Genomic DNA, 26110 nt, shown 5'->3' on the forward strand with positions numbered 1-26110 from the left:
GGGCCGGCACGCCCGACCCGTTCCCCGCGACATGACGACGAGTGAGGTTCCGATGGCCGACGACGAGAAGGACGAGAAGCTCGTCGACTACCTCCGATGGATGGCCGGCGACCTGCAGCAGACCCGCCGGCGCCTGGACGAGATCGAGGAGGCGGCCCACGAGCCGATCGCCGTCGTGGCGATGAGCTGCAGACTGCCGGGCGGCGTCCACTCGCCCGAGGAGCTGTGGCGACTGGTGGCCGACGGCACCGACGCCGTCTCCGGCTTCCCCACCGACCGGGGCTGGGACCTCGACGCGCTCTACCACCCGGATCCGGACCACGCCGGCACCTCCACCACCCGGCACGGCGGATTCGTCGACGGCTACGCCGACTTCGACCCCGCCTTCTTCGGGATCAGCCCGCGCGAGGCCCTGGCCATGGACCCGCAGCAGCGCCTGCTGCTGGAGGTCGCCTGGGAGGCCTTCGAGCGGGCCGGGCTGCCCGCCGAGCGGCTGCGCGGCAGCCGGACCGGCGTCTTCGCCGGGGTGATGTACAACGACTACGGCAGCCGCGTCCGCCGGCCGGACGAGGACACCGAGGGGTACCTGGGCACCGGCAGCGCGGGCAGCGTCGCCTCCGGCCGGGTCGCGTACACCTTCGGCCTGGAGGGCCCGGCCGTCACCGTCGACACCGCCTGCTCCTCCTCCCTGGTCGCCCTGCACCTGGCCACCCAGGCGCTGCGCCAGGGCGACTGCGACCTCGCCCTGGCCGGCGGGGTGTCGCTGATGGCGACGCCGGCCACCTTCGTCGGCTTCAGCCGCCAGCGCGGCCTGGCACCGGACGGCCGCTGCAAGGCCTTCGGCGCGGACGCGGACGGCACCGGCTGGTCGGAGGGCGCCGCGCTGCTGCTGCTCGAACGGCTCTCCGTCGCCCGTGCCAACGGCCACCCCGTGCTCGCCCTGGTCCGCGGCAGCGCCGTCAACCAGGACGGCGCCAGCGGCGCGCTGACCGCGCCCAACGGGCCCGCCCAGCAGCGCGTCATCCGCCAGGCGCTGGACAACGCCCGGCTGCTGCCCGCCCAGATCGACGCCGTCGAGGCGCACGGCACCGGCACCACCCTCGGCGACCCGATCGAGGCCCAGGCGCTGCAGGCGGTGTTCCGGGAGGGCCGGGCCGCCGACCGGCCGCTCTGGCTGGGCTCGCTCAAGTCCAACCTGGGCCACACCCAGGCCGCGGCGGGCGTCGCCGGGGTGATCAAGACGGTGATGGCGATGCGCCACGGCGTCCTGCCGCGCACCCTGCACGCCGACCGGCCGTCGCCGCACGTGGACTGGTCGGACGGCCCGCTGGAACTGCTCACCGAGGCCCGCCCCTGGCCCGACTCCGGCGAGCCGCGCCGGGCGGGCGTCTCCGCCTTCGGCATCAGCGGCACCAACGCGCACGTCCTGCTCGAACAGGCCCCGGACGCCCCCGCCGAGGAGGCCGCTCCCGGGCAGCCGCCCGTACCCGCCGCCGAACCCTCCGGCCTTCCGCCGCTGTGGCTGCTGTCCGCCCGCAGCGCCGAGGCCCTGCCCGCCCAGGCCGAGCGGCTGGCCGCCCACCTGCGCGCCGAACCGGAGCTGGACCCCGCCGGCGTCGGCTGGTCGCTGCTGCGCACCCGGACGGCCTTCCCCCACCGGGCCGCCGTGACCGGCCGGGACCGCGCCGAACTCCTCGCCGGACTGGACGCGTTGGCGACCGGCACGACCCCGGGCACGACCACCGCCAGGGTCGCCCGGTCGCTCGCCGGCTCCGGCCGGGCCGCCCTGGTCTTCCCCGGCGCCGGCAGCCAGTGGGCCGGCATGGCCGCCGAACTGCTCGACTCCTCCCCCGCGTTCGCCCGCCGCCTGGCGGAGTGCGCCGAGGCGCTTCGCCCGCACGTGGACTGGTCGCTGACCGACGTCCTGCGCGGCGCACCGGGCGCGCCGCGGCCCGAGCGCACCGACGTCGCCCAACCCGCGCTCTGGGCGGTGACGGTGTCGCTGGCCGCGCTCTGGGAGTCCTGCGGCGTCGAGGTGTCCGGGGTGCTGGGCCACTCCCAGGGCGAGATCGCGGCCGCCGCCGTCAGCGGCGCGCTGTCGCTGCCGGACGCGGCCCGGGTGGTGGCGCTGCGCGCCCGGGCCCTGGTGTCGCTCGGCCGGCTCGACGGCGGGATGCTCGCGGTGTCCGCCACGCCCACCCGGATCCGCGAGCAACTGGCCGAATGGCAGGGCGAGTTGACCGTCGCAGCGGTCAACGGCCCGCGCTCGGTGGTGGTCGCGGGCCCGAACCGGGCGGTGGAGGAGCTGCGGGCGCGCTGCGAGGCGGAGGGCGTCTGGGCCCGGCGGATCCCGCTGGACTACGCCTCACACACCCCGCAGGTGGAGTCCGTCCGGGACGAACTGACGGCCCTGCTCGGCACGGTGACGGTGCATCAGTCACGGCTTCCGATGTACTCGCCGGCCACCGGCGGGCTGCTCGAACCGGGCGCTCAGGACGCCGGGTTCTGGTACCGCAGCCTGCGGCAGCCGGTGGAGTTCGAACGGGCCACCCGCGCCATGCTGGCGGACGGCTTCGACCTGTTCATCGAGTGCGGTCCGCACCCCGTGCTCACCCAGGCCCTTCAGGAGACCGTCGAGGAGGCCGGCACCGAGGCCGTCGTCGTCGGCTCGCTGCACCGCGGCCACGGGACCCAGGACCGGTTCGCCGACGCGGTCGCCGAGGCGGTGGCGGGCGGCGCCCGGCTGGACGCCGACCGCTACTTCGGCCCGGCCCGGCGCGTCGGCCTGCCCACCTACGCCTTCCGGCGCAGCCGCTACTGGCTGGCCGCCGACGAGCCCACCCCGGCCGACGAGTCGTCCGGTGCCCGGGCGCCCGGCGGGCCCGGGGCGGCCTGGCGGCTCGCCGTCACCGAGCCCGGCGACCTCGCCACCCTCGCCCCGGTGCCGTCCGCCGACGCGGACCGCCCGCTCGGACCGGGCGAGGTCAGGGTCGCCGTCCGCGCCGTCGGCCTGCACTTCGGGGACGTCCTGGTCGGCCTCGGCCTGGCCCTGCACGGTGACACCGGCGGCGGGCTGGGGCTGGAGGCGGCGGGCGTGGTCCTGGAGGTCGGCGCCGAGGTCGGCGGGCTCGCCCCGGGCGACCGGGTGATGGGCCTGTTCCCGGACGGAGCGGCCGGCCCGGTCGCGGTCACCGACCACCGGCTGTCCTGCGCCCTCCCGGCCGGCTGGACCTTCGAGCAGGGCGCCGCCGCGCCGCTCGCCCACCTGACCGCGCACCACGCCCTGGTCGGACTCGCCGGGCTCCGGCCCGGCGAGACCGTCCTGGTGCACGCCGCGAGCGGCGGCGCCGGACTGGCCGCCGTCCACCTGGCCCGCCACCTGGGGGCGGACGTCCTCGCCACCGACCTTCCCGAGCACCGGGAGGCACTGCTGGCGCTGGGCCTGCCCCGGGAGCACCTCGCCTCCTCGGCCGATCCCGGCTTCGCGCCGGAGCTGCTCGCCGCCACCGGCGGACGCGGCGCCGACGTCGTGCTCAACTGCCTCGCCGGGGAGTCCACCGACGCCTCGCTGCGGCTGCTGCCGCACGGCGGCCGCTTCGTGGAGACCGGACGCACCGACCGGCGCGACGCCGGGCGGGTCGCCGCCGACCCCCCGGGCGTGCGGTACCTGGTCGCCGACCTCGCGGACGCCGGTCCGGACCGCCTGCGGGCCGTCCTCGGCGAGCTGGCCGCCCTGTTCGCGGACGGCACGCTGCCCCCGCCGGCCGTCCCCGACTGGGACGTCGAGCGGGCCACCGAGGCGTTCGATCACCTGGGCCGGGCCCGGCACGCGGGCCAGGCGGTGCTCACGCTGCGGTCCTCCACGCGGCCCGACCGTCCCGTCCCCGCCCCGGCCCCCGGGACCGCGCTGGGGGCCCTGGAGCCCGCCGCCCGCCGGGAGTTCCTGCTCGACCTCGTCCGCACCGAGATCGCCGCCGTGCTCGGCCACGCCGACGCCCGGGCGATCGGCACCGACCAGCGCTTCCAGGAGCTCGGGCTCGACTCGCTCACCGCCGTCCAGCTGCGCAACCGGCTCGGCGCGGCGACCGGCCTTCGGCTCACCGCGACCCTGGTGTTCGACCACCCCACCCCCCGGGCCGTCGTCGACCACGTCCTCGCCCTCACCGGCACACGGGACGACGAGGACGCCGACACCCCGCCGAGGCCCGCCGACGACCCCGCCGAACCGCTCGCGATCGTCGCGATGGCCTGCCGCTTCCCCGGCGACGTCCGCTCCCCGGAACAGCTCTGGGAGGTCCTGGACACCGGGGCGGACGTCATCGGCGACTTCCCCACCGACCGCGGCTGGGACTTCGCCGGCCTCTACCACCCCGACCCCGACCGGCCCGGCACCACCTACGCCCGCCAGGGCGGCTTCATCGACACCGTCGCCGACTTCGACGCGGCCTTCTTCGGGATCTCCCCGCGCGAGGCCCTCGCCATGGACCCGCAGCAGCGCCTGCTGCTGGAGACCTCCTGGGAGGCGTTCGAACGCGGCGGCATCGACCCGGTGGCGACGGCCGCCGAAGGGCCGGTCGGCGTCTTCGTCGGCACCAACGGCCAGGACTACCCCCGGGTGCTGGCCACCGGCAAGGACGACCTGGAGGGGTACATCGGGACGGGCAACACCGCCAGCGTGCTGTCCGGCCGGCTGGCGTACGCCTTCGGGTTCGGCGGACCGGCGGTCACCGTCGACACCGCCTGCTCCTCCTCCCTGGTGGCACTGCACTGGGCCGGCCAGGCCCTGCGGCGCGGCGACTGCGACCTGGCGCTGGTGGGCGGCGTCACCCTGATGACCAGTCCGCTGCTGTTCACCGAGTTCAACCGGCAGCGGGTGCTCTCCCCGAGCGGCCGCTGCCGCTCCTTCTCCGCCGACGCGGACGGCACCAGCTGGAGCGAGGGCGTGGCCGTCCTGGTGGTGGAGCGGCTGTCCGACGCCCGGCGCAAGGGCCACCGGGTGCTCGCCGTGGTGCGCGGCTCCGCCATCAACTCCGACGGCGCCAGCAACGGCCTGACCGCGCCCAACGGCCCGGCCCAGGAGCGGGTGATCCGCCGTGCCCTCGCCGACGCCGGGCTGACCCCCGACGACGTGGACGCGGTGGAGGCGCACGGCACCGGCACCAAGCTCGGCGACCCGATCGAGGCCCAGGCGCTGCTCGCCACCTACGGCGCGCGGCGGGCCGCCGACCGGCCGCTGCTGCTGGGCTCGCTGAAGTCCAACCTCGGCCACACCCAGGCCGCTTCGGGCCTCGCGGGCATCATCAAGCTGGTCGAGGCGCTGCGCCACGAGCGGCTGCCGAAGACCCTGCACCTGACCGAGCCGACCCCGCACGTCGACTGGTCGAGCGGGGCGGTGCGGCTGCTCGACGAGGCCCGGGCGTGGCCGCGCACCGGCCGCCCCCGGCGCGGCGGGGTGTCCTCCTTCGGGATCAGCGGCACCAACGCGCACGTCGTCATCGAGGAGCCGCCGGCCGTCGAGCCGCAGACCCCGCCCGCCGCCCCGGACGACCGGGTGGTGCCCTGGACGCTGTCCGCCCGGAGCCCCGAGGCGCTGCGCGGCCAGGCGCTGCAGCTGGCCGAGCACCTGGCGGCCCGCCCGGACGCCCGCCCGCTGGACGTGGCCTGGTCGCTCGCCACCACCCGCGCCGCCCTGCGGCACCGCGCCGTCGTCCTGGCCGAGGACGGTCCGCGGGCGCTGGCCGCGCTCACCGCGCTGCACGAGGGCCGGGACGCCGCCGGGGTGGTGCTCGGGCAGGCCGGGGAGGGGCGCCGGACGGCGTTCCTGTTCTCCGGGCAGGGCAGCCAGGCCGCCGGCATGGGGCGCGAACTTCACCGCGGGTACCCGGTCTTCGCCGACGCCTTCGACGCCGCGTGCGCCGCCCTCGAACCGCACCTGGACGCCCGGGCCGAGCGCCCGCTGCGCGAGCTCGTCCTGGCCGAGCCGGGGGACGCGCGGGCCGAGGAGCTGATCGACCGGACGGAGTACGCCCAGCCCGCGCTGTTCGTCTTCGAGGTGGCGCTGTTCCGGCTGCTGGAGTCCTGGGGCGTCGTCCCGGACCTGCTGGCCGGGCACTCGGTCGGGGAGCTCGCGGCCGCGCACGTGGCGGGCGTCCTCTCGCTCGCCGACGCGGCCGAACTGGTCGCCGCGCGGGGCCGGTTGATGCAGGCGCTGCCGGACGGCGGCGCGATGGCCGCGGTCGAGGCGGCGCCGGCCGAACTCGCCGACCTGCTCGCCGGCCGGGCGGGCGTCGTCGCGGTCGCGGCGGTCAACGGCCCCCGGGCGAGCGTCCTGTCCGGCGAGCGCGCGGCGGTCGCCGAGGTGGTCGACGAGCTGCGCGGACGCGGACGCCGGGTGTCCTGGCTGCGGGTCAGCCACGCCTTCCACTCCCCGCTGATGGACCCGATGCTCGCCGAGTTCGAGCGGGTCGCGCGGAAGCTGACGTACCACGCCCCGCGCGTCGCGCTGGTCTCCGCCCTCACCGGGCGGCCGGTGACCGCCGAGGAACCGGCCGCCGCCGAGCACTGGGTCCGCCACGTGCGGGACGCGGTGCTCTTCCACGACGCCGTGCGCGGCCTGGCCGGGGCGGGCGCCGAACTGTTCGTCGAGGTGGGGCCGCAGGGCGCGCTCAGCTCGATGGCCGCCGACAGCCTGGCCGGGCAGGGCGTCGTCGTCGCGGCGCAGCGCCGCAACCGGCCGCCGGAGGCCGCGCTGCTGCTCGCCGCCGCCGAACTGCACGTCCAGGGCGTCCCGGTGGACTGGCGGGCGGTGTTCGCCGGGCGCGGGGCGCGCGCGGTGGAGCTGCCCACCTACGCCTTCCAGCGCAGCCGCTACTGGCCGCAGCGCGGGTTCACCTCCCGGCGCGGTCCGGGCGGCGGCGGGCACCCGGTGCTCGACGCCCTGGTGCCGCTGGGCGACAGCGACCGCCTGGTGGGCACCGGCCGGCTCTCCCCCGAGACCGCGCCCTGGCTCGCCGAGCACCGGCTGTTCGACGCCACCGTCGTGCCCGGCACCCTGTACGTCGAGCTGGCCGCGCAGGCCGCCGAGGCCGCGGGCCGCACCCGGGTACGGGAGCTGACCCTGCACGCGCCGCTCGTCCTCGGGCCGGAGGAGGAGGCCGAACTCCAGCTGCTGGTCGAGGAGTCCGACCCCTCCGACAGTGCCGGAAGCCGCGCCCTGCGGCTCTACGCGCGCCCGTGGGACACCACCGGCGCGGCGCCGTGGACCCTGCACGCGAGCGGCGTCCTGGCCGACGACGAGCCGGCCCCGGCGGGCCACGACCTGCGCGCCTGGCCGCCCGCCGGAGCCGAGCCCGTCCCCGTGGACGGCCTCTACGAGGCCTTCGCCGCCCAGGGGGTGGCGTACGGCCCGCTGTTCCGGGGCGTGCGCGCCGCCTGGCGCGACGGCGACACCCTGTTCGCCGAGGCGGCGCTGCCGGACGGCGCCGACCCGCAGGCCTTCGCCCTGCACCCCGCGCTGTGGGACGCCGCCCAGCACCCGGCCGCGATGGACGGCCTGGGCTCCGACTCGGGGGCGGCGGTGCCGTTCTCCTGGTCGGGCGTGCGGGTGCACTCCACGGGCTCCAGCCGGCTGCGGGTGCGGATCGCGCCGGCCGGTCCTGGGGCCGTCACCATGGCGATCGCCGACGACCGGGGCGAGCCGGTGGTGGACGTCGAACGGCTGGCCGCCCGGCGGGCGGACGCGCGGGACCTCGACGCCCGGCAGGCCGAGGCGGCGGGGGCGCTGTACCGGATCGACTGGGTGCCGGGCGCTTCCGGGGCGGCGGAGCCGGTCACGCTCCGCTGGCTCGGCGACGGCCCCGCGCCGGCGCCGCTCGCCGAACTCCCCGCCGGCGGGGACGCCGAGGTCGCCCTCGTCCCGGTCACGGTCGACGCGGCCGCCGGCCCGGCCGCCACCCTGGCGGCGGTGGAGCGGGCGCTCGCCGTGGTCCGCTCCTGGCTGGCCGACGGCGGTTCCGCCCGGGGCCGGCTGGCCCTGCTCACCCGCAACGCCGCCGACTGCGCCCCGGCCGGGGCGCCGGCCGCACCGCCGCGGCCCGTCGATCCGGCGCAGTCCGCCGTCTGGGGTCTGGCCCGCGCCGCCCAGGCGGAGTACCCCGGCCGGATCGTGCTGGCGGACCTCGACGGCGAGGACGCCTCCTGGCACGCCCTGCCCGCCGCCCTCGCCGGCGGCGAGCCCCAACTGGCCCTGCGGGACGGCACCTTGCTGCTCCCCCGGCTCGCCAGGACGGACGCCCGCTCCGAGCCCGCCGGGCTGGATCCGCAGGGCACCGTCCTGATCACCGGCGGCACCGGCTCACTCGGCGCCCTCCTCGCCCGCCACCTGGTCACCACCCACGGCGTCCGCCACCTCCTGCTCACCAGCCGCAGCGGCCCCACCGCCCCAGGCGCCGAACAACTCGCCACCGACCTGCGCGCCACCGGCGCCCACGTCACCATCACCGCCTGCGACACCGCCGACCGCCAAGCCCTCACCACCCTCCTCGCCACCATCCCCACCGACCACCCTCTCACCGCCGTCATCCACGCCGCCGGCGTCCTCGACGACGCCACCCTCACCACCCTCACCCCCCAACACCTCCACCACACCCTCCGCCCCAAAGCCGACGGCGCCTGGCACCTCCACGACCTCACCCGGCACCACGACCTCACCGCCTTCGTCCTGTTCTCCTCCGCGTCGGGGGTCCTCGGCTCCGCCGGCCAGGGCGCCTACGCCGCCGCCAACGGCTTCCTGGACGGCCTCGCCCAGCACCGGGCCGCCGCCGGGCTGCCCGCCGTGTCCCTCGCCTGGGGCCTGTGGGACCAGACCGACGACGGCATGGCGGGCGGCCTGACCGAGGCCGAACGCGGCCGCATCGTCCGCTCCGGGTTCGGGGCGATCGCCTCCGCCACCGGCCTGGCGCTGTTCGACGCCGCCCTCGGCCGGCCCGAACCCCTGCTCGTCCCGGCCCGGTTCGACCTGCCGCTGCTCCAGACCCGCGGCGGTGACCCGGCCTTCCCGCCGGTCCTGCGCGGCCTGGTGCGCCCCGCCCGCGCCCGTACCGCCCCCTCCGGCGCCCCCGCCCGGCAGGACGCCGCCTCGCTCGCCGAGCGGCTGCTCCCGCTGGACGACGCCGAGCGCGAGAGCCTGCTGCTCGACCTCGTGCTCACCCAGACCGCGACGGTGCTCGGTCACAGCTCGCCCCGCGCCGTCGCCCCGGACCGGCCGTTCACCGAATCCGGGCTGGACTCGCTCGCCGCCGTGGAGATCCGCGGCCGGCTCGACGCCGCCACCGGCGTGCGCCTGCCCGCCACCGCGGTCTTCGACCACCCGACGCCCGCCGGGCTCGCCGCGCACCTCAGGGACGTCCTCGTCCCCGCCGCACCGAGCCCCGCCGACGCCGCCCTCGCGGACCTCGACCGGCTGCGCGAGTCCGTCCCGGACCTCGCCGGGGACCCGGAGAACGCCGAGCAGGTCCGGCTGCGGCTCAAGGCCCTGCTCACCGCCCTGGAGCAGGCCACCGCCGACCGGGCCGCCACCGAACCCGGCGGGGACCCGGACGGCGACGGGGACGACCTCGACGCCGCCGGCATCGACGAACTGCTCGCCATCATCGACGACGAACTGGGGGACGCCTGATGACGGGCACCGACGAGAAGGTCCTGGACTCGCTCAAGCGGCTCACCGCCGAGCTGCGGCAGACCCGCAGGCGGCTGCGCGAGAACGAGGAGGCGGCCCACGAGCCGATCGCGATCGTCGGCATGGCCTGCCGCTACCCGGGCGGCGTCCGCACGCCCGAGGAGCTCTGGCAGCTCGTCGCCGGGGGCCGGGACGCCGTCTCCGCCTTCCCCACCGACCGCGACTGGGACCTCGACGCCCTGCGCGGACCGGACGACGCGGCCGGCACCAGCACCGCGCACGCGGGCGGATTCCTCTACGACGTCGCCGACTTCGACCCCGCGCCGTTCGGCATCAGCCCGCGCGAGGCGACCGCGATGGACCCCCAGCAACGGCTGCTGCTGGAGACCTCCTGGGAGGCCTTCGAGCACGCCGGCATCGACCCGGCCACCCTGCGCGGCAGCCGCACCGGCGTCTACGCCGGGATCATGTACCACGACTACGCGGCCCGGCTCCGCGAGCTGCCCGAGGACGTCATGGGCTACCTCGGCACCGGCACCTCGGGCAGCATCGCCTCCGGCCGGATCGCGTACACCTTCGGCCTGGAGGGCCCGGCCGTCACCATCGACACCGCCTGCTCCTCCTCCCTGGTCGCTCTCCACCTGGCCACCCAGGCCCTGCGCGGCGGCGAGTGCACGCTCGCGCTGGCCGGCGGCGCCACCGTGATGGCCTCGCCACTGCCGTTCGTCGACTTCAGCCGCCAGGAGGGCCTGTCCTCGGACGGCCGCTGCAAGTCCTTCGCCGCCGCGGCCGACGGCACCGGCTGGGCCGAGGGCGTCGGCATGCTCCTGCTGGAGAAGCTCTCCGACGCCCGCCGCAACGGGCACCCCGTGCTCGCCGTGGTGCGCGGCACCGCCGTCAACCAGGACGGCGCCAGCAACGGCCTCACCGCCCCCAACGGCCCGTCCCAGCAGCGCGTGATCCGCCAGGCGCTCGCCGACGCCGGCCTCGCCCCCTCCGACGTCGACGCGGTCGAGGCGCACGGCACCGGCACCCGGCTCGGCGACCCGATCGAGGCCCAGGCCCTGCTCGCCGTCTACGGCCAGGGCCGCCCCGCCGACCGCCCGCTGCGGCTCGGCTCGCTCAAGTCCAACCTCGGCCACACCCAGGCCGCGGCCGGCGTCGGCGGGATCATGAAGATGGTCCTCGCCCTGCACCACGGCGAACTCCCCCGCACCCTGCACGTCGACGAACCCACCCCGCACGTCGACTGGTCCGCGGGCGCCGTGGAACTGCTCACCGAGCCGCAGCCGTGGCCCCGCCGGGACACCCCGCGCCGCGCCGGGGTCTCCTCCTTCGGGTTCAGCGGCACCAACGCGCACGCCGTCATCGAGGAGCCGCCCGCGCCCGCCGCCGACCTCCCCGCCGCCGGCCTCCCCGCGGACGGTCGGCCCGCCGCCGACGGCACCGCCACCGACGGCACCGCCACCGGGGTGAGCGCCGCGCCCGCCGCGCTGTGGACGCTGAGCGCCGCCACCGAACCCGCGCTGCGCGCCCAGGCCGGCCGACTCGCCGCCCACCTGCGCCGCGGTCCCGCACCGGACCCGGCCGACGTCGGCCACGCCCTGCTCACCACCCGCACCGCGCTGGAGCACCGCGCCGTCCTGGTCGGCCGCGAGCGGGAATCCCTGCTGCCCGAGCTGGACGCCTTCGCCGCCGGGCGTCCCACCGCCGGTGTGCTGCACGAGCGCGCCGGCACCGGCGGCCTGGCCGTCATGTTCACCGGAGGGGGAAGCCAACGCCCCGGCATGGGGCGGGAGTTGCACGCCGCCTTCCCGGCCTTCGCGGAGGCCTTCGACGCCGTCTGCGCCGAGCTGGACCGGCACCTGCCGTCCCCCCTGCGCCCCGCCGTCTTCGGCTCTTCGACCGGCGGCCCCTCGACTGACGGCACCCCGCCGCTCACCGGCCAGGCGTACGCCCAACCCGCGCTGTTCGCCGTCGAGGTGGCGCTGTTCCGGCTGTTCGCCTCCTGGGGCGTACGGCCTGACCACGTCCTCGGCCACTCGGGCGGCGAACTCGCGGCCGCCCACGTCGCGGGCGTCCTCGACCTGCCGGACGCGGCCGCCCTGGTCGCCGCCCGCGGCCGGCTCACCCAGGCGCTGGCCCCGGGCGGGGCGATGGTCGCGGTCGCCGCCGCCGAGGCGGAGGTCCGCCCGCTGCTGACCGCCGGCGCCGAGATCGCCGCGATCAACAGCCCGGACGCGGTGGTCCTCTCCGGCGACGAACAGCCCGTCCTCGCGCTCGCCGCGCACTTCGCCGCCCTCGGCCGCAAGACCCGCCGACTGAACGTCAGTTACGCCTCCCACTCGGCCCGGGTGGACCCGATGCTGGCCGAGTTCCGGCAGATCGCCGCCGGACTGGAGCTGCGTCCGCCCCGGATCGGCTTCGTCTCCACCGTCACGGGCGAACCCGCCGGGGACGAACTGCGGACCGCCGAGTACTGGGTGCGCAACGCGCGCCAGGCCGTCCGCTTCGCCGACGCCGTCCGGTACCTGGAGGCCCAGGGCACCCGTACCTTCCTGGAACTCGGCCCGGAGGCCGCCCTCACGCCCATGGCCGAGGCCTGCTTCACCGAGGCCGGCTCCGCCGCCGTCGCCGCCCAGCGCGCGGACCGCGACCAGGCCGCCGAGGCCGCCACCGCCCTCGGCCGCCTGCACGCGCGCGGCACCGCCATCGACCGGGCGGCCTACCACGGGAGCAGCGGCCACGGGAGCAGCGGCGGCCGCCGGGTCGAGCTGCCGACCTACGCCTTCCAGCGGCAGCGGCACTGGCTGGAGGCCCCGGCCGGGAGCCGGCTCGACGTCACCCCGGCCGGGCTCGGCTTCCCCGACCACCCGCTGCTCGGCGCCAGCATCGTCGTCGCCGACTCCGAGGAGTTCCTGTTCACCGGACGGCTGGACCTGCGGACCCAGCCGTGGCTGGCCGACCACCGCGTCGGTGACGCCGTGCTGCTGCCCGGCACCGCCTTCGTCGAACTCGCCCTGCGGGCCGGCGAACAGGCGGACTGCGACCGCCTCGACGAACTCACCCTCACCGCACCGCTGGTCGTCCCGGCGCGGGGCGCGGTGACCCTGCAGATCCGCCTCGGCGCACCCGACGGCGCCGGCCGCCGCGCGGTCGAGGTGTACGCCCGCGAGGAGGACGCCCCGCCCGGGCGGCCCTGGACCAGGCACGCCTCCGGGTGGCTGTCGGCCGGTTCCCCGTCCACCCTGCCCCCGCTCACCGCCTGGCCCCCGGCCGGCGCCGAAGCCCTCGACCCCGACGGCCTGTATGAGCGCCTCGCCGCCGAGGGCCTGCACTACGGCCCGGCCTTCCAGGGGCTGCGGGCCGCCTGGCGGGGCGAGGGGGAACTGTTCGCCGAGGTCGCCCTGGACGCCGAACAGGACGGCGCGGCCGGTGCGTTCGGGCTGCACCCCGCCCTCCTGGACGCCGCGCTGCACGCCCTGGGCCTCGGCGCGCTCCCCGGCGCCCCCGAGAGCGCGAGCCTGCCCTTCGACTGGCACGGCGTCGCCCTGCACGGCGTCGGCGCCACCGCCCTGCGGGTCCGACTCGCCCCCGCCGGGCCGGGCGCGGTCGCCCTGGAGGCCACCGACACCTCCGGCCGCCCCGTCCTCACCGTGGAGTCGCTGCTGTTGCGGCCCGCCGGCCGGCTCGCCACCACCGGCAGCACCGCCCACGAGCCGCTGCTCCACCTGGTCTGGACCGATCCGCGGGCACCGCACGCCCTCGCGGCGCCGGGCCGCACCGGACTGCTCACCGACGCCCTCGGCTCCACCGCGCCGCCGCCCGACACCCTGGTGCTCCCGCTCCTCGACGCCCCGACCGCGCCGCGCCCCGACCGCGCGGCCGCCGAGTCCACCGACCGGACCCTCGGCCTCGTCCAGGCCTGGCTCGCCGACGACCGGTTCGCCGACACCCGCCTCGCCGTCGTCACCAGCGGCGCCGTGGCCGTCGGTCCCGACGAGGACGTCCGCGACCTGCCGCGCGCCGCCGACCGGGGCCTGCTGCGCTCCGCCCAGTCGGAGCACCCGGGCCGGATCGTCCTCGTGGACACCGACGCACCGGACGACTGGCCCGCGGACCTCCCCCGGGCGCTCGGACCGGAGGAGCCGAGCGTCGCCCTGCGCCGGGGCCGCCTGCTGATCCCCCGGTTGGCCCCCGCCGCCGCCGCCGACCGGCCCGCCCCCGGGCTGGATCCGGAAGGCACCGTCCTGATCACCGGCGGCACCGGCTCACTCGGCGCCCTCCTCGCCCGCCACCTGGTCACCACCCACGGCGTCCGCCACCTCCTGCTCACCAGCCGCAGCGGCCCCACCGCCCCAGGCGCCGAACAACTCGCCACCGACCTGCGCGCCACCGGCGCCCACGTCACCATCACCGCCTGCGACACCGCCGACCGCCAAGCCCTCACCACCCTCCTGAACACCATCCCCACCGACCACCCCCTCACCGCCGTCATCCACGCCGCCGGCGTCCTCGACGACGCCACCCTCACCACCCTCACCCCCCAACAGCTCGACACGGTCCTCCGGCCCAAGGCCGACGGCGCCTGGCACCTCCACGACCTCACCCGACACCACGACCTCACCGCCTTCGTCCTGTTCTCCTCCGCCGCCGGCCTCCTCGGCGCCCCCGGACAGGCCAACTACGCCGCCGCCAACGGCTTCCTGGACGCCCTCGCCCAGCACCGGGCCGCCACCGGGCTGCCCGCCCTGTCCCTCGCCTGGGGCCTGTGGGAGGGCGACTCCGGCATGGCCACGGGCGTCGACGACGCCTCCCGCCGCCGGCTCGCCGCCCTCGGCATGCGGCCGATCCCCACCGCCGAGGGCCTGGCCCTGTTCGACGCCGCCCTCGCCGGCACCGAGCCGCTGGCCGCACCGCTCCACCTGGACCCGCAAGGCCTCGACGCCGACACGGCGCCGGCCCTGCTGCGCGCCCTGGCCCGGCCCCGGCGCCGGCGCCGGGCGGCCGCCACGGCGCGCCCCGTCCGCACCGGCCTCGCCCAGCGGCTCGCCGCCCTGCCCGCGGCCGAGCGGCTGCGCGAACTGACCGAGCTGGTCCGCGCCGAGACCGCCGCCGTCCTCGGCTACCGGAACCCGCAGGACGTCCCCGGCGACCGCGCGTTCTCCGAGCTCGGCTTCGACTCGCTCGCCGCCGTCGACCTGCGCAACCGCCTGGGCGCCGCCACCGACCTCCGGCTGCCGGCCACCACCGTGTTCGACCACCCCACCCCCGGCGCCCTCGCCGTACGGCTGCGGGACCTGCTCCTCGGCGCCGCCGACCGGGCCGCCCCCGAGCCCGCCGCGAACGCCGCCCGCCACGACGACGAGCAGATCGCGATCGTCGGCATGGCCTGCCGCTACCCCGGCGGGGTGGCCTCCCCCGAGGAACTGTGGGAACTCGTCCTGGCCGGCCGGGACGCCACCGGTGACATGCCCCGCGACCGCGGCTGGGACATCGACGGGCTCTACCACCCCGAGCCCGGCCGACGCGGCTCCTTCTACACCCGCCGCGGAGGCTTCCTGGCCGACGCCGCCGGGTTCGACGCCGGGTTCTTCGGCATCAGCCCGCGCGAGGCCCTCGCCATGGACCCGCAGCAGCGGCTGCTGCTGGAGGTCTCCTGGGAGGTGTTCGAGCGCGCCGGCCTGGACCCGCTGGCGATGCGCGGCAGCGACACCGGGGTCTTCACCGGCGTGATGTACCACGACTACGGCTCCTGGGCGCGGCGCACCCCCGAGGACGTCGAGGGCTACCTCGGCGCCGGGACGGCCGGCAGCGTCGCCTCCGGCCGGGTCGCCTACACGCTGGGCCTCGAAGGCCCCGCGGTGACCGTGGACACCGCCTGCTCCTCCTCCCTGGTCGCCCTGCACCTGGCCGCCCAGGCGCTGCGGGCCGGCGAGTGCTCGCTCGCGCTGGCCGGCGGCGCCACCGTGATGGCGACTCCCGGCCCGTTCGTCGAGTTCAGCCGCCAGCGCGGGCTCGCCCCGGACGGGCGGTGCAAGTCCTTCGCCGCCGGCGCCGACGGCACCGGCTGGGCCGAGGGCGTCGCCGTGCTGCTGGTCGAGCGGCTCTCCGACGCCCGCCGCAACGGCCACCCCGTGCTCGCCGTGGTGCGCGGCACCGCCGTCAACCAGGACGGCGCCAGCAACGGCCTCACCGCCCCCAGCGGCCCCGCCCAGCAGCGGGTGATCCGCCGGGCCCTCGCCGTCGCCGGACTGACGGCGGGCCAGGTCGACGCGGTCGAGGCGCACGGCACCGGCACCGTCCTGGGCGACCCGATCGAGGCCCAGGCGCTGCTCGACACCTACGGCCGCGAGCACACCGAGGAGCGGCCGCTGTGGCTCGGCTCGCTCAAGTCCAACCTCGGCCACACCCAGGCCGCGGCCGGGGTCGGCGGCGTGATCAAGATGGTCCAGGCGATGCGGCACGGCGTCCTGCCCCGCACCCTGCACGTCGACGAACCCACCCCGCACGTCGACTGGTCCGCCGGCGGGATGCGGCTGCTGACCGAGCCGACCGCCTGGCCCGCCACCGGAGAGCCCCGCCGGGCCGGGGTCTCCTCCTTCGGCATCAGCGGCACCAACGCCCACGCCGTGCTGGAGCAGGCCCCGGACGACGCCCAGGACGACGCCCCGGCCGCGCCGGCCGTGACCCCCGTGTCCGCGCCGTGGCTGCTGTCCGGCCGCACCCCGCGAGCCCTGCGCGGCCAGGCCGGGCGCCTGCTGGAGCACCTCCGTACGCACCCCGACACCCCCGACGCCGGCCTCGCCCTCAGCCTGGCCACCACCCGGGCCGCCCTGCCGCACCGCGCGGCCGTCCTCGGCGCCGACCGGGACACCCGCCTGGCGGCCCTGGCGCGGCTCGCCGACGACGGCACCGCGCCCGGCACCCCCACCGGGCGCGCCGACGGCGGCCGGGTGGCCTTCCTGTTCAGCGGCCAGGGCAGCCAGCGCCCCGCCATGGGCCGTGAACTCGCCGCCGCCGACGCCGAGTTCGCCGACCTCCTGGACGAGGTCTGCGCGGTCTTCGACCCGCTGCTCGACCGGCCGCTGCGCGAGGTCCTCGCCGCCGAGCCCGGCAGCGCGGCCGCCGACCTCCTGGACCGGACGCAGTACACCCAGCCCGCCCTGTTCGCCGTCCAGGTGGCCCTGCTGCGCCGCCTCGCCGCCTGGGGCGTACGGCCGGACGTGCTGGCCGGCCACTCCATCGGCGAACTCGCGGCCGCCCACGCGGCGGGTGTCCTCGACCTGCCCGACGCGGCCGCCCTGGTCGCCGCCCGCGGCCGGCTGATGCAGGCACTGCCGGACGGCGGCGCGATGGCCGCGGTCGACGCCCCGGAGGAGGAGGTCCTGCCGCTGCTCACCGACCGGATCGCCCTCGCCGCCGTCAACGGCCCGTCCTCGGTGGTGCTGTCCGGCGACGCCGACGCCTTGGAGGAACTGCTCGCCCGGCTGGCCGCCGCCGGCCACCGCACCCGGCGGCTGCGGGTGAGCCACGCCTTCCACTCCCCGCGGATGGACGGCATGCTCGACGAGTTCCGGCGGGTCGCCGAGGGCCTCACCTTCCGGGAGCCCGCGCTGCCCGTCGTCTCCACCGTGACCGGCCGGAGCGCCACCGCCGCCGAGCTGTGCTCGCCCGAGTACTGGGTGCGCCAACTCCGGCAGCCGGTCCGGTTCCGGGACGCCGTCCACCGTCTGGAGACCGACGGTGTGACCACCTTCGTCGAGCTCGGCCCCGGCGCCACGCTCACCGCCCTGGTCCGGGACTGCCTGAGCGACCGGGCGCGCGCCTCCGTCCCGCTGCTGCGCCCCGGCACGCCGGAGCCGCGGGCGCTCACCACGGCCGTCGCCGAACTGCACGTACGGGGCGTCGCCGTCGACTGGGCGGCCGTCCACGCCGGTTCGGGCGCCCGCCCGGTGCCGCTGCCGACGTACGCCTTCCAGCGCCTCCGGTACTGGCTGCCGGCCGGCCCGGCGCAGGGCGACGACCGGCACCATCCGCTGCTCTCCGCCGCCATCGCCGCCCCCGGCCTCGACGGCACGGTGTTCACCGGCACGCTGGACGCCCACGACCTGCCGTGGCTGGCCGAGCACCGGATCGGCGGCACGGCGGTCCTGCCCGGCGCCGCCTTCGTCGAGCTGGCCCTGCACGCGGGCGGCGAACTCGGCTGCCCCGCCGTCGAGGAGCTGGTGGTCCAGGCGCCGCTTCCGGTGCCGGACCGCGCCGCGGTGCCGCTGCGGCTGTCCGTCCGGCCGCCGGACGAGACCGGCCGACGCGCCTTCGGCCTCTTCGCCCGCACCGCCGCCGACGACGCCGGCGACGCCGGCGACGGGGCCGCCGAGGACCGGTGGACCCGGCACGCCACCGGCACCCTGGCCCCCGCCGGCCCGCCGGCCCCGGCCGACCGGGACGCGCCCTGGCCGCCCGCCGGCGCGGAGCCCGTCGACCCCGCCGACCTCGCCGACCTGTACCGGCGCCCCGCCGAGGCCGGCCTGTCGTACGGTCCGGGCTTCCAGGGCCTGCGCACCGCCTGGCGCCGCGGCGAGGAGCTCTACGCCGAGGTCGCGCTGCCCGACGACGCCTCCGGCCCGTACGCCCTCCACCCGGCCCTGCACGACGCGGCCCTGCACGCCCTCGGCCTGCCCCGGGACGGCGCGGCCGCACCGGCCGTCCTGCCCTTCTCCTGGCGCGGCGTCCGGCTGCACCGCACCGGCGCACGGGCGCTGCGGGTCCGGCTGACCCCGGACGGCGACACGGTGGCCGTGGAGCTGAGCGACCCGACCGGCGCCCCGGTCGCCTCGGTCGAGGCCCTGACCCTCCGTCCGGTCTCCGTCCCGCGCGCCGTCCCCGACAGCGCCCTGCGGCGCCTCGTCTGGGAGCCGCTCACCGCCGTCCCCGGCGCCCCGGCGCCGGACACCTGGACGGTCCTCGGCTCGGCCGACACCCCGCCCGGGGCCTACCGGCGCGCCCACGACCTGGACTCCGTTCCCGACGACGCCGAGGGCGTCGTGCTGGTCCCGTTCCTCGACGCGCACCGGCCCGACGACCCGGCCCCGGTCTCCCGGGCGCTGGACCTGGTCCGGGCCTGGCTGTCCGGCTCCCGGTGGAAGAACTCCCGGCTGGTCGTGCTCACCCGACGCGCCGTCGCCGCCTCGCCCGCCGAGGACGTCCCCGACCTCGCCCACGCCCCGCTCTGGGGCCTGCTGCGCTCGGCCGCCTCCGAACACCCGGGCCGCTTCGCCCTGGTGGACGTGGACGGCACCGAGGCGTCCTGGCAGGCACTGCCGACGGCCGTCGCGGCCGAGGCCGCCCAGGTGGCGATCCGGGACGGCGCACCACGCACCCCCCGGCTCACTCCCCTCGACCCGCCCGCCGCCGTCGACGGCCCCGCCGACGCCGGCACCCCGGGGTTCGCCCCCGACGGCACCGTGCTGATCACCGGCGCGGCCGGCGCCCTCGGCGGACTGGTCGCCCGGCACCTGGCCTCCACCCACGGCGTACGGCACCTGCTGCTCCTCGGCCGCCGCGCGGACGACGCCCGGCTGGCCGCCCTCACCGCGGAGCTGGAGCGGACCGGCGCCACCGTCACCGCCGCCGGCTGCGACGTCGGCGACCGCGCCGACCTGGCGCGCGCACTCGCCGCCGTCCCGGCCGGGCACCCGCTCACCGCGGTCGTCCACTGCGCGGGCGTCCTGGACGACGGCGTGGTCGCCTCCCTCACCCCGGACCGGCTCGTCCGCACCCTGCACGCCAAGGCCCGGTCTGCCTGGCACCTGCACGACCTGACGCTGCGCGACGACCTCGCCGCCTTCGTCCTGTTCTCCTCCGCCGCCGGCGTGCTCGGCGCCCCCGGACAGGCCAACTACGCCGCCGCCAACACCTTCCTGGACGCCCTCGCCCACCACCGGCGCCACCTCGGGCTGCCCGCCCACTCCCTCGCCTGGGGCCCCTGGGACCAGGACGGCGGCGGCATGGCGGGCGCCGGGGAGCTGGAGCGCCTCAGCCGGGGCGGCGTCGAGGCCTTCACCCCCGCGCAGGGCCTCGCCCTGTTCGACACCGCCCTCACCGGCGCGAGCGCGGACCCGCTCCTCGTCCCGCTGCGCACCGACCCCGCGCACCACCGCCCCGACACCGGCCCCGGACGCCCGCGGCAGCCCCGCGGCGTCCCGGCCCCGGCGACGGCGGCGGACCTGCCGGCCGTGGTGCGCACCGAGGTCGCGACCGTCCTGGGCTTCCCGTCCCCCGAGGTCGTCGACGAGCACAGCACGCTGCCCGAACTCGGCCTCGACTCGCTCACCGCCGTCGAACTGCGCAACCGCCTCGACGCGGCCACCGGGCTGCGCCTGGCCGCCACCGTGGCCTTCGACCATCCCACCCTCCCGGCCCTGGTCGAGCACCTGCGCAGCCGACTGGCCACCCGTACCGCCGACGCCCCCGCCGAGGCCCCCGCCCCGGCTGCCACCGACGCCACCGCGGCCCTCGCGGCCCTCTTCCACCAGGCCCGCGGCGCCGGCCGCACCCTGGAGGGGATCGGCCTCCTGCGCACGGCCTCCCGCTTCCTGCCCTCCTTCCGCACCCCCGCCGAGTTGCCCGCCCCGCCCCGGCCCGTCCGGCTGGCGGCCGGCCCGGCCGAGCCCGTGCTGGTCTGCCTGCCCGCCGTCGTCGCCCACTCGGGGCCGCACCAGTTCGCCCGGTTCGCCGGGGCCCTGCGCGGCCTGCGCGAGGTGGTGGCGCTGCCGCAGCCCGGATTCCTGCCCGGCGAACCGCTGCCGGCGGACCTCGACGCGGTCGTCGCCGCCCAGGCCGAGGCCGTCCTGCGGTACGCCGACGGCGCCCCGCTCGCGCTGCTCGGCTACTCCTCCGGCGGCTGGGTCGCCCACGCGGTGGCGGCCAGGCTCGAAGCGTCCGGCCATGGGCCGCGGGCCCTCGTCCTGCTCGACACCTATCTGCAGGGCGACACCGACGACGCCCTCGCGACCGCCTTCACCGACGGCCTGTTCGCCCGCCGCGGGGAGGCCGACGCGACCGCCGACCCGCACTCCCTCACCGCCATGGGCGCCTACTTCCGGGTGTTCGAGAACTGGACCCCCGGCGACGTCGCCGCCCCCACCCTCTTCCTGCGCGCCACCGACGCCCTGCCCGGCACCACGCCCCCGGCGACGTCCTGGGCCGGCGCCGCCACCGTGCGGGAGACCCCCGGCGACCACTTCTCGCTCCTCGAGGAGCAGGCCGCCCCCACCGCCCGTGCCGTACACAGCTGGCTCACCCGCCCGCTGACCGACGAACAGGAGCCGACCCCATGACCGACGTGACCCCCGAGCTGGTCGAGAAGGCCTACCTCGCGCTGATCTCCTGCGACCGCGCCGAGGCCGCCCAGTACTGGTCGGAGGACGTCCGCTTCTCCGTCCCCGGCCGCCACCTCCAGGCCGGCTGGCACGTCGGCCTGGACGCCCTCCTCTCCTTCCGCCGCGCCCTCACCGCGGCCGCCGGCGGCAACTTCGAGGTGGAGCTGGTCACTTCGATGATCAGCGGCAACGAGAACATGGACGTCGTCCAGGTCCACGCCGTCCGCCCCGGGGCCCCGGAGGGCAGCACCTCGCCCTACGACGTCCTCGACGCCCGCGGCGTCCAGGTCTTCCGCTGGGAGGACGGCCTGATCGTCGAGGGCCACGCCGGCTTCTTCGGCGACGGCGCCACCAACTACGACCAGTGGTGGTCCCCCCTCGACGGCACCGGCGAGCGCCGGTACGTCTGACCCGCCCTTCCGGCGTCCCACCGGCGACGGGCCCGGCCGCGACTCCCCCACGAGTGCGACCGGGCCCCGGCCGGCCATCGGGCCCGGGCGCGACTCCCCCCACGGAGCAGCGGCCGGGCCCTCGTTCCGCTCAACCAGCGACACGCAGCGTACATGCCATCTCTACCCAACGCTACATCGCCGGCAGCCTTCCTCCCGAGCCGACGGTCCTCGCCGCCGGTCGCCGAAGCCTTGGCGCCCACCCCGAGCGGCACCGACAGCCGAGACCCCGTCCCAAGGAATGAGATGGGCGGAGTTTCATCCCCGCGGCGCCGAATTCTTCACCGAAGCACCACGACGGCCCCATGAACGGTGACTCGGCGTGCACGGCCCCCGAGGGAACGACGCCGCATCCGCGAATGCCGAACCCCCCGGGAGCTCCCGAACGGGCACCACCGCCACCGCCACCGTCCGCGTTTCGCACCGATATCCGCGACTCGAGCCCCCGGCACTCACGGTGAGGCAAATGGAGTCACTTCTTCCCGTTTCTCGGCGGAACGCCACACATTTCCGCCGGTGGCGCTATCGGCGCACCGGTCGACGGATTGTGGCAACGGTCACGTTTCGTCATCTCGCCCGCGTCAGAGAGCCGTAAGGAGCGCGCTGGACGACGCGCCCGAGCTCACCCGGAAATCACCAGGTCAGCGCGCCGGGACAGCGCAGCGGGCGTCGCCCCGGCATTCGGCCGGCACCCACCGGTCGACCCGTTATCGAGCGGCCGAGATCGTTGATGCGTGTGCAATGGACGCCCTGTAGCGTGGCCCCGAATGAGGCGTCCACGAAGCGGAATACAGCCGGGGACAGCCCGCACCCGCACCCGCGCCGCCCGGCGGCAGATCGATGCCGGCGACCGGATGAACAGCAAGGGGGAAAAGATGATCGATCACGACCTCAGGAACATGCCCCGGCCGAGACACCTCGCCGCGGCTCGGGCGGCCACCGCGACCGGGACGAGGGCCGGGGTCCTGCGGGAGGGCCGCGACGTCTACGTACCGGGACGCTTCGACTCCGTCGAGAACGAACACATATCACCTCCCGAGCGGGGCCTCTCCTTACGCACCGTCGAACTGGCCAACCTGGGGATCAGGCGCGCCCTCGTCCACCAGCAGGTCGAGGCGGCCCTCGCGGCGGAGGAGGACCGCGGCGACCCGTACGGCATGTGGCGGGCGATCATGACGCTCCTCCACACCGGCGACATCGTCACCGCGCACGCCGAGTGCCGTCGACTGGCCGACGACGCCCGCTGGTCCGGCTCACCGCGGCACCAGGAGGTGCTGACACTGCTGCGCGCGCGGATCAGCCTGCTCGAGGGGCACGGTGTCGAGGCGTCCGGCCTGCTCACCGCACAGCTGACCCGCGGGCTCTCGCCGCACCTCGGCGGGCTCGCCGTCGCCTGGCTCATCGAGGCGCACGTCCTGTCCGGCGAACTGGGCCACGCGCACCAGGTGCTGCGGGCGCACGGCCTGGCCGGACCGCTCGACACCAGCCGCCCGGACCTCGTCCACACCCTGGCCGCGCGCGGCGCGCTGCAGCAGGCGGCCGGCCAGTCCCAGCACAGCCTGAAGGACTTCATGGCGTGCGGACGGCTGCTCGCCGAGCACCAGGTCGCCAACCCCGCCGTCATTCCCTGGCGTTCACGGGCCTCGTCGGCCGCGCTCGCGACCCAGCAGGGCGACCTCGCGCTCGCGCTGGCCGAGGAGGAACTGGCCGTGGCCCGCACCTGGGGCTCGCCGCGCTGTATCGGCCTGGCGCTGCACGCCGTCGCCGTCGCCCGTCGGGACGACACCTCGGTGGCGCTCCTGGAAGAGGCCGTGGTGCTGCTCCATCTCGCTTACGCCTGGGGCGAGTTGATCCAGGTCCTGGACGACCTCGGGACCCTGCAGATCGACCGCGAGAACCAGTCCGCGGGCCGCCGACACCTGGAGGCCGCCCTCATGGTGGCCCGGGAGAGCGGCAACCGGCGCCGGCAACACAGCCTGCGGTCCGCCCTGGAGCGCCTGGACGCCCCCAGCCTCACCAGCCAGGAGCTGCACATCGGCCAGCTGGCGAGCGCCGGTTACAGCAACCGGCAGATCGCCGAGACCCTCTTCCTGGCGATCCGCACCGTCGAGTTCCACCTGTCGAGCGTCTACCGCAAACTCGCCATTTCCGGCCGGAGCGAGCTGCACTCCGCACTCCACACCCAGCGGCTCTCCTCCTTCCGGGCCGACCACTTTTCCTCCGCCGTGTAACCCTTCCGTTCACGCGCCGCTCACCCGTGGTCCGGGTGGGCGGCGCTTCGCGTTTCCCGGCTCTTCACGCCGACCACGGTCCGCTTCGCGGAACCCGACGCCGTGCCCACCGCCCCCGGTGCGACGCCGCCGCCGGCACCGTCACGGCCGCGCCCGCCGACCCGTGTGGACCCACCCACCGACCCGCGTGCACCCACCGACGCGCCGGAAGAGCCGCATCTCAGGGGTTCCTACAAAGGGCCCTACGGGCGACCCGCAAGGGACCCTGCGGGTCGCCCGTAGGCTTGCCCGTGGAGCCTTGTAGCGCGGCAGCCGATCATGCGAATGTCGAGTGGTCGGACATTCAACCCGCGAGTTGGAACAGGCGGGTCGAGAATCCCTCCCCGCCGCCGAGGAAGTAGGCGCTTCATGCTTCAGCAGAACACCACCAAGCGCATCGGATACTGGCTTCTGCATTTGCACCGGCTCTTCGACGAGGCCACCGCGAAGGCCCTCGCCGGAGAGAATCTGAACCGGCGACAGTGGCAGGTCCTGCACGCCATCAGTATCGGCGTGCGGACCGTCGCGGACATCGACGCGGCATTCTCCCCGTTCCTGGCCGTGGACCGTTCCGACTCCTACCGGTCGGTGGTCGACGGATTCGTGGACCGCGGCTGGGTGCTCCGCCAGGGCGACACGGTGACGCTCACCGAATCCGGCGTCGCGGCGCACCAGCGGGCCGAGGTCCTGGTGAACGACCACGCGGCCCGCTCGCTCAACGGAATCTCCGAAGCCGAATTCCTCGCCGCCAATGACGTACTGGCCCGCATAGCAGCCAACATCGAGAACAAGTAGGGATTTTCCGACACCCACCCCCCGGGATCGGCTCCCCGGACGCTCTGGAGATTCACATGGACGCTTCAGTCATTGTCGTCGGCGCCGGGCCGGCCGGGCTCATGCTGGCCGGAGAACTGCGTCTGGCGGGCGTCGACACGATCGTGCTCGACCGACTGCCGGAACGGACCGGCGAGTCGCGCGGGATCGGCTTCACCATCCGCACGATGGAGGTGTTCGACCAGCGCGGCCTGCTGCCCCGGTTCGGCGGGATCCAGACGAGCGAGGAGGGGCACTTCGGCGGCCTCCCGCTCGACCTGGCGGCCCTGAACGCCGCCCACGCGTCGGCGCGCGCCGTCCCCCAGTCCGCCACCGAGGCCGTACTGGAGTCCTGGGCACGGGAGTTGGGCGCCGACATCCGGCGCGGCACGGAGGTCACCGGCCTCGCCGAGGACGGCGAGGGCGTGACCGTGATCCTCCGGGACTCGGCCCGGGCGCTGCGGGCCCGCTACGTGGTGGGCTGCGACGGCGGTCGCAGCACCGTCCGCAAGCTCGCCGGATTCGACTTCCCCGGCACGCCCGCGACCACCGAACTGTTCCTCGCCGACCTCAAGGGCGTGGACCTGGAGCCCCGGATGACCGGGCAGCCCACCGACGGCGGCCTGGTGATGGTGGCCAAACTGCCCGGCGGCATCCACCGGATCATCGTCGGAGAGCGCGGCACTCCTCCGCAACGCCGTTCGGGGCCGCCGGAGTTCGGCGAGGTCGCCGACGTGTGGAAGCGGCTCACGGGCATCGACCTCACCGGTGCCGAGCCGGTCTGGGTGAGCTCGTTCAGCGACGCCGCCCGGCAGGCCACCGAGTACCGGCGCGGCCGGGTGCTGCTCGCCGGGGACGCCGCGCACGTCCACCTCCCCGCGGGCGGCCAGGGCATGAACACCTCCGTCCAGGACTCGGTCAACCTGGGCTGGAAGCTCGCCGCGGTGGTGCGGGGCACGGCGCACGAGGCGCTGCTCGACAGCTACCACGAGGAGCGGCACGAGGTCGGCCGCCGGCTGCTGGCCAACACCCGGGCGCAGAGCCTGCTGATCCTCGGCGGCGAGGAGGTCTCCCCCGTACGGGAGATGCTCGGCGAACTCCTCGTCCACCCCGAGGTGGTCCGCCATCTCGCGGCGCGGGTCAGCGGCCTCGACATCCGCTACGACGTCGGCAGCGGGCCAAGTCCGCTGCTCGGCGCGCGTCTGCCGCACCTCGACCTCGCCCGGGAGCGGGGGCGCACCTCGAGCACCGCGCTCCTGCGCACCGGGCGCGGCCTGCTGCTCGACCTCGACGACAACGCGACGCTGCGCGGGCGGGCCGACGCCTGGCGGGACCGGATCGACATCGTGACGGCGACCCCCGTCGGCGTACCCGACGGCAGCGACCTGAAGGGCACTTCGGCGGTGCTCGTGCGCCCGGACGGACACGTCGCCTGGGCCGCTCCCGGCAGCCACCACGACCTACCGATGGCCCTGGACCGCTGGTTCGGGCCCGCTCGACAAGCAAGGGAGTAGGGAA

At 76.8% G+C, this 26110-nt stretch carries 6 protein-coding genes; all 6 read left to right on the forward strand.

What is annotated here, in order from left to right:
* The first annotated feature begins 31 nt into the window (after positions 1–31).
* The 6 genes from ACZ5OX_RS27155 to ACZ5OX_RS27180 all read left to right on the forward strand — a co-directional run bounded on the left by ACZ5OX_RS27155 (position 32) and on the right by ACZ5OX_RS27180 (position 26106).
* On the forward strand, positions 32–9676 hold the full coding sequence (locus ACZ5OX_RS27155; protein WP_465633707.1) for a type I polyketide synthase: 9645 nt from the start codon (positions 32–34) through the stop codon (positions 9674–9676).
* Positions 9676–21018: an SDR family NAD(P)-dependent oxidoreductase gene (locus tag ACZ5OX_RS27160; protein ID WP_465633709.1), complete on the forward strand. Its 11343-nt coding sequence runs from the start codon at positions 9676–9678 to the stop codon at positions 21016–21018. The genes ACZ5OX_RS27155 and ACZ5OX_RS27160 overlap by 1 nt, the downstream gene beginning before the upstream one ends.
* Positions 21015–21470: a nuclear transport factor 2 family protein gene (locus ACZ5OX_RS27165; RefSeq protein WP_392882948.1), complete on the forward strand. Its 456-nt coding sequence runs from the start codon at positions 21015–21017 to the stop codon at positions 21468–21470. The genes ACZ5OX_RS27160 and ACZ5OX_RS27165 overlap by 4 nt, the downstream gene beginning before the upstream one ends.
* Positions 21471–22384: 914 nt before the next feature.
* On the forward strand, positions 22385–23740 hold the full coding sequence (locus tag ACZ5OX_RS27170; RefSeq protein ID WP_465633710.1) for a helix-turn-helix transcriptional regulator: 1356 nt from the start codon (positions 22385–22387) through the stop codon (positions 23738–23740).
* A 408-nt stretch (positions 23741–24148) separates the two neighbouring features.
* Positions 24149–24574, forward strand: coding sequence for a MarR family winged helix-turn-helix transcriptional regulator (locus tag ACZ5OX_RS27175; protein WP_449790869.1), 426 nt, complete (start codon positions 24149–24151; stop codon positions 24572–24574).
* A gap of 56 nt (positions 24575–24630) precedes the next feature.
* Positions 24631–26106, forward strand: coding sequence for an FAD-dependent monooxygenase (locus tag ACZ5OX_RS27180; RefSeq protein ID WP_465633711.1), 1476 nt, complete (start codon positions 24631–24633; stop codon positions 26104–26106).
* Positions 26107–26110 lie beyond the last annotated feature (4 nt).

Source organism: Kitasatospora sp. NPDC032121, from assembly GCF_055580145.1.

Excerpts from the sequence above, each read along its gene's own strand:
- ACZ5OX_RS27155 (WP_465633707.1), top strand. The coding sequence starts at position 32 with ATGACGACGAGTGAGGTTCCGATGGCCGACGACGAGAAGGACGAGAAG.
- ACZ5OX_RS27160 (WP_465633709.1), top strand. The coding sequence starts at position 9,676 with ATGACGGGCACCGACGAGAAGGTCCTGGACTCGCTCAAGCGGCTCACC.
- ACZ5OX_RS27165 (WP_392882948.1), top strand. The coding sequence starts at position 21,015 with ATGACCGACGTGACCCCCGAGCTGGTCGAGAAGGCCTACCTCGCGCTG.
- ACZ5OX_RS27170 (WP_465633710.1), top strand. The coding sequence starts at position 22,385 with ATGATCGATCACGACCTCAGGAACATGCCCCGGCCGAGACACCTCGCC.
- ACZ5OX_RS27175 (WP_449790869.1), top strand. The coding sequence starts at position 24,149 with ATGCTTCAGCAGAACACCACCAAGCGCATCGGATACTGGCTTCTGCAT.
- ACZ5OX_RS27180 (WP_465633711.1), top strand. The coding sequence starts at position 24,631 with ATGGACGCTTCAGTCATTGTCGTCGGCGCCGGGCCGGCCGGGCTCATG.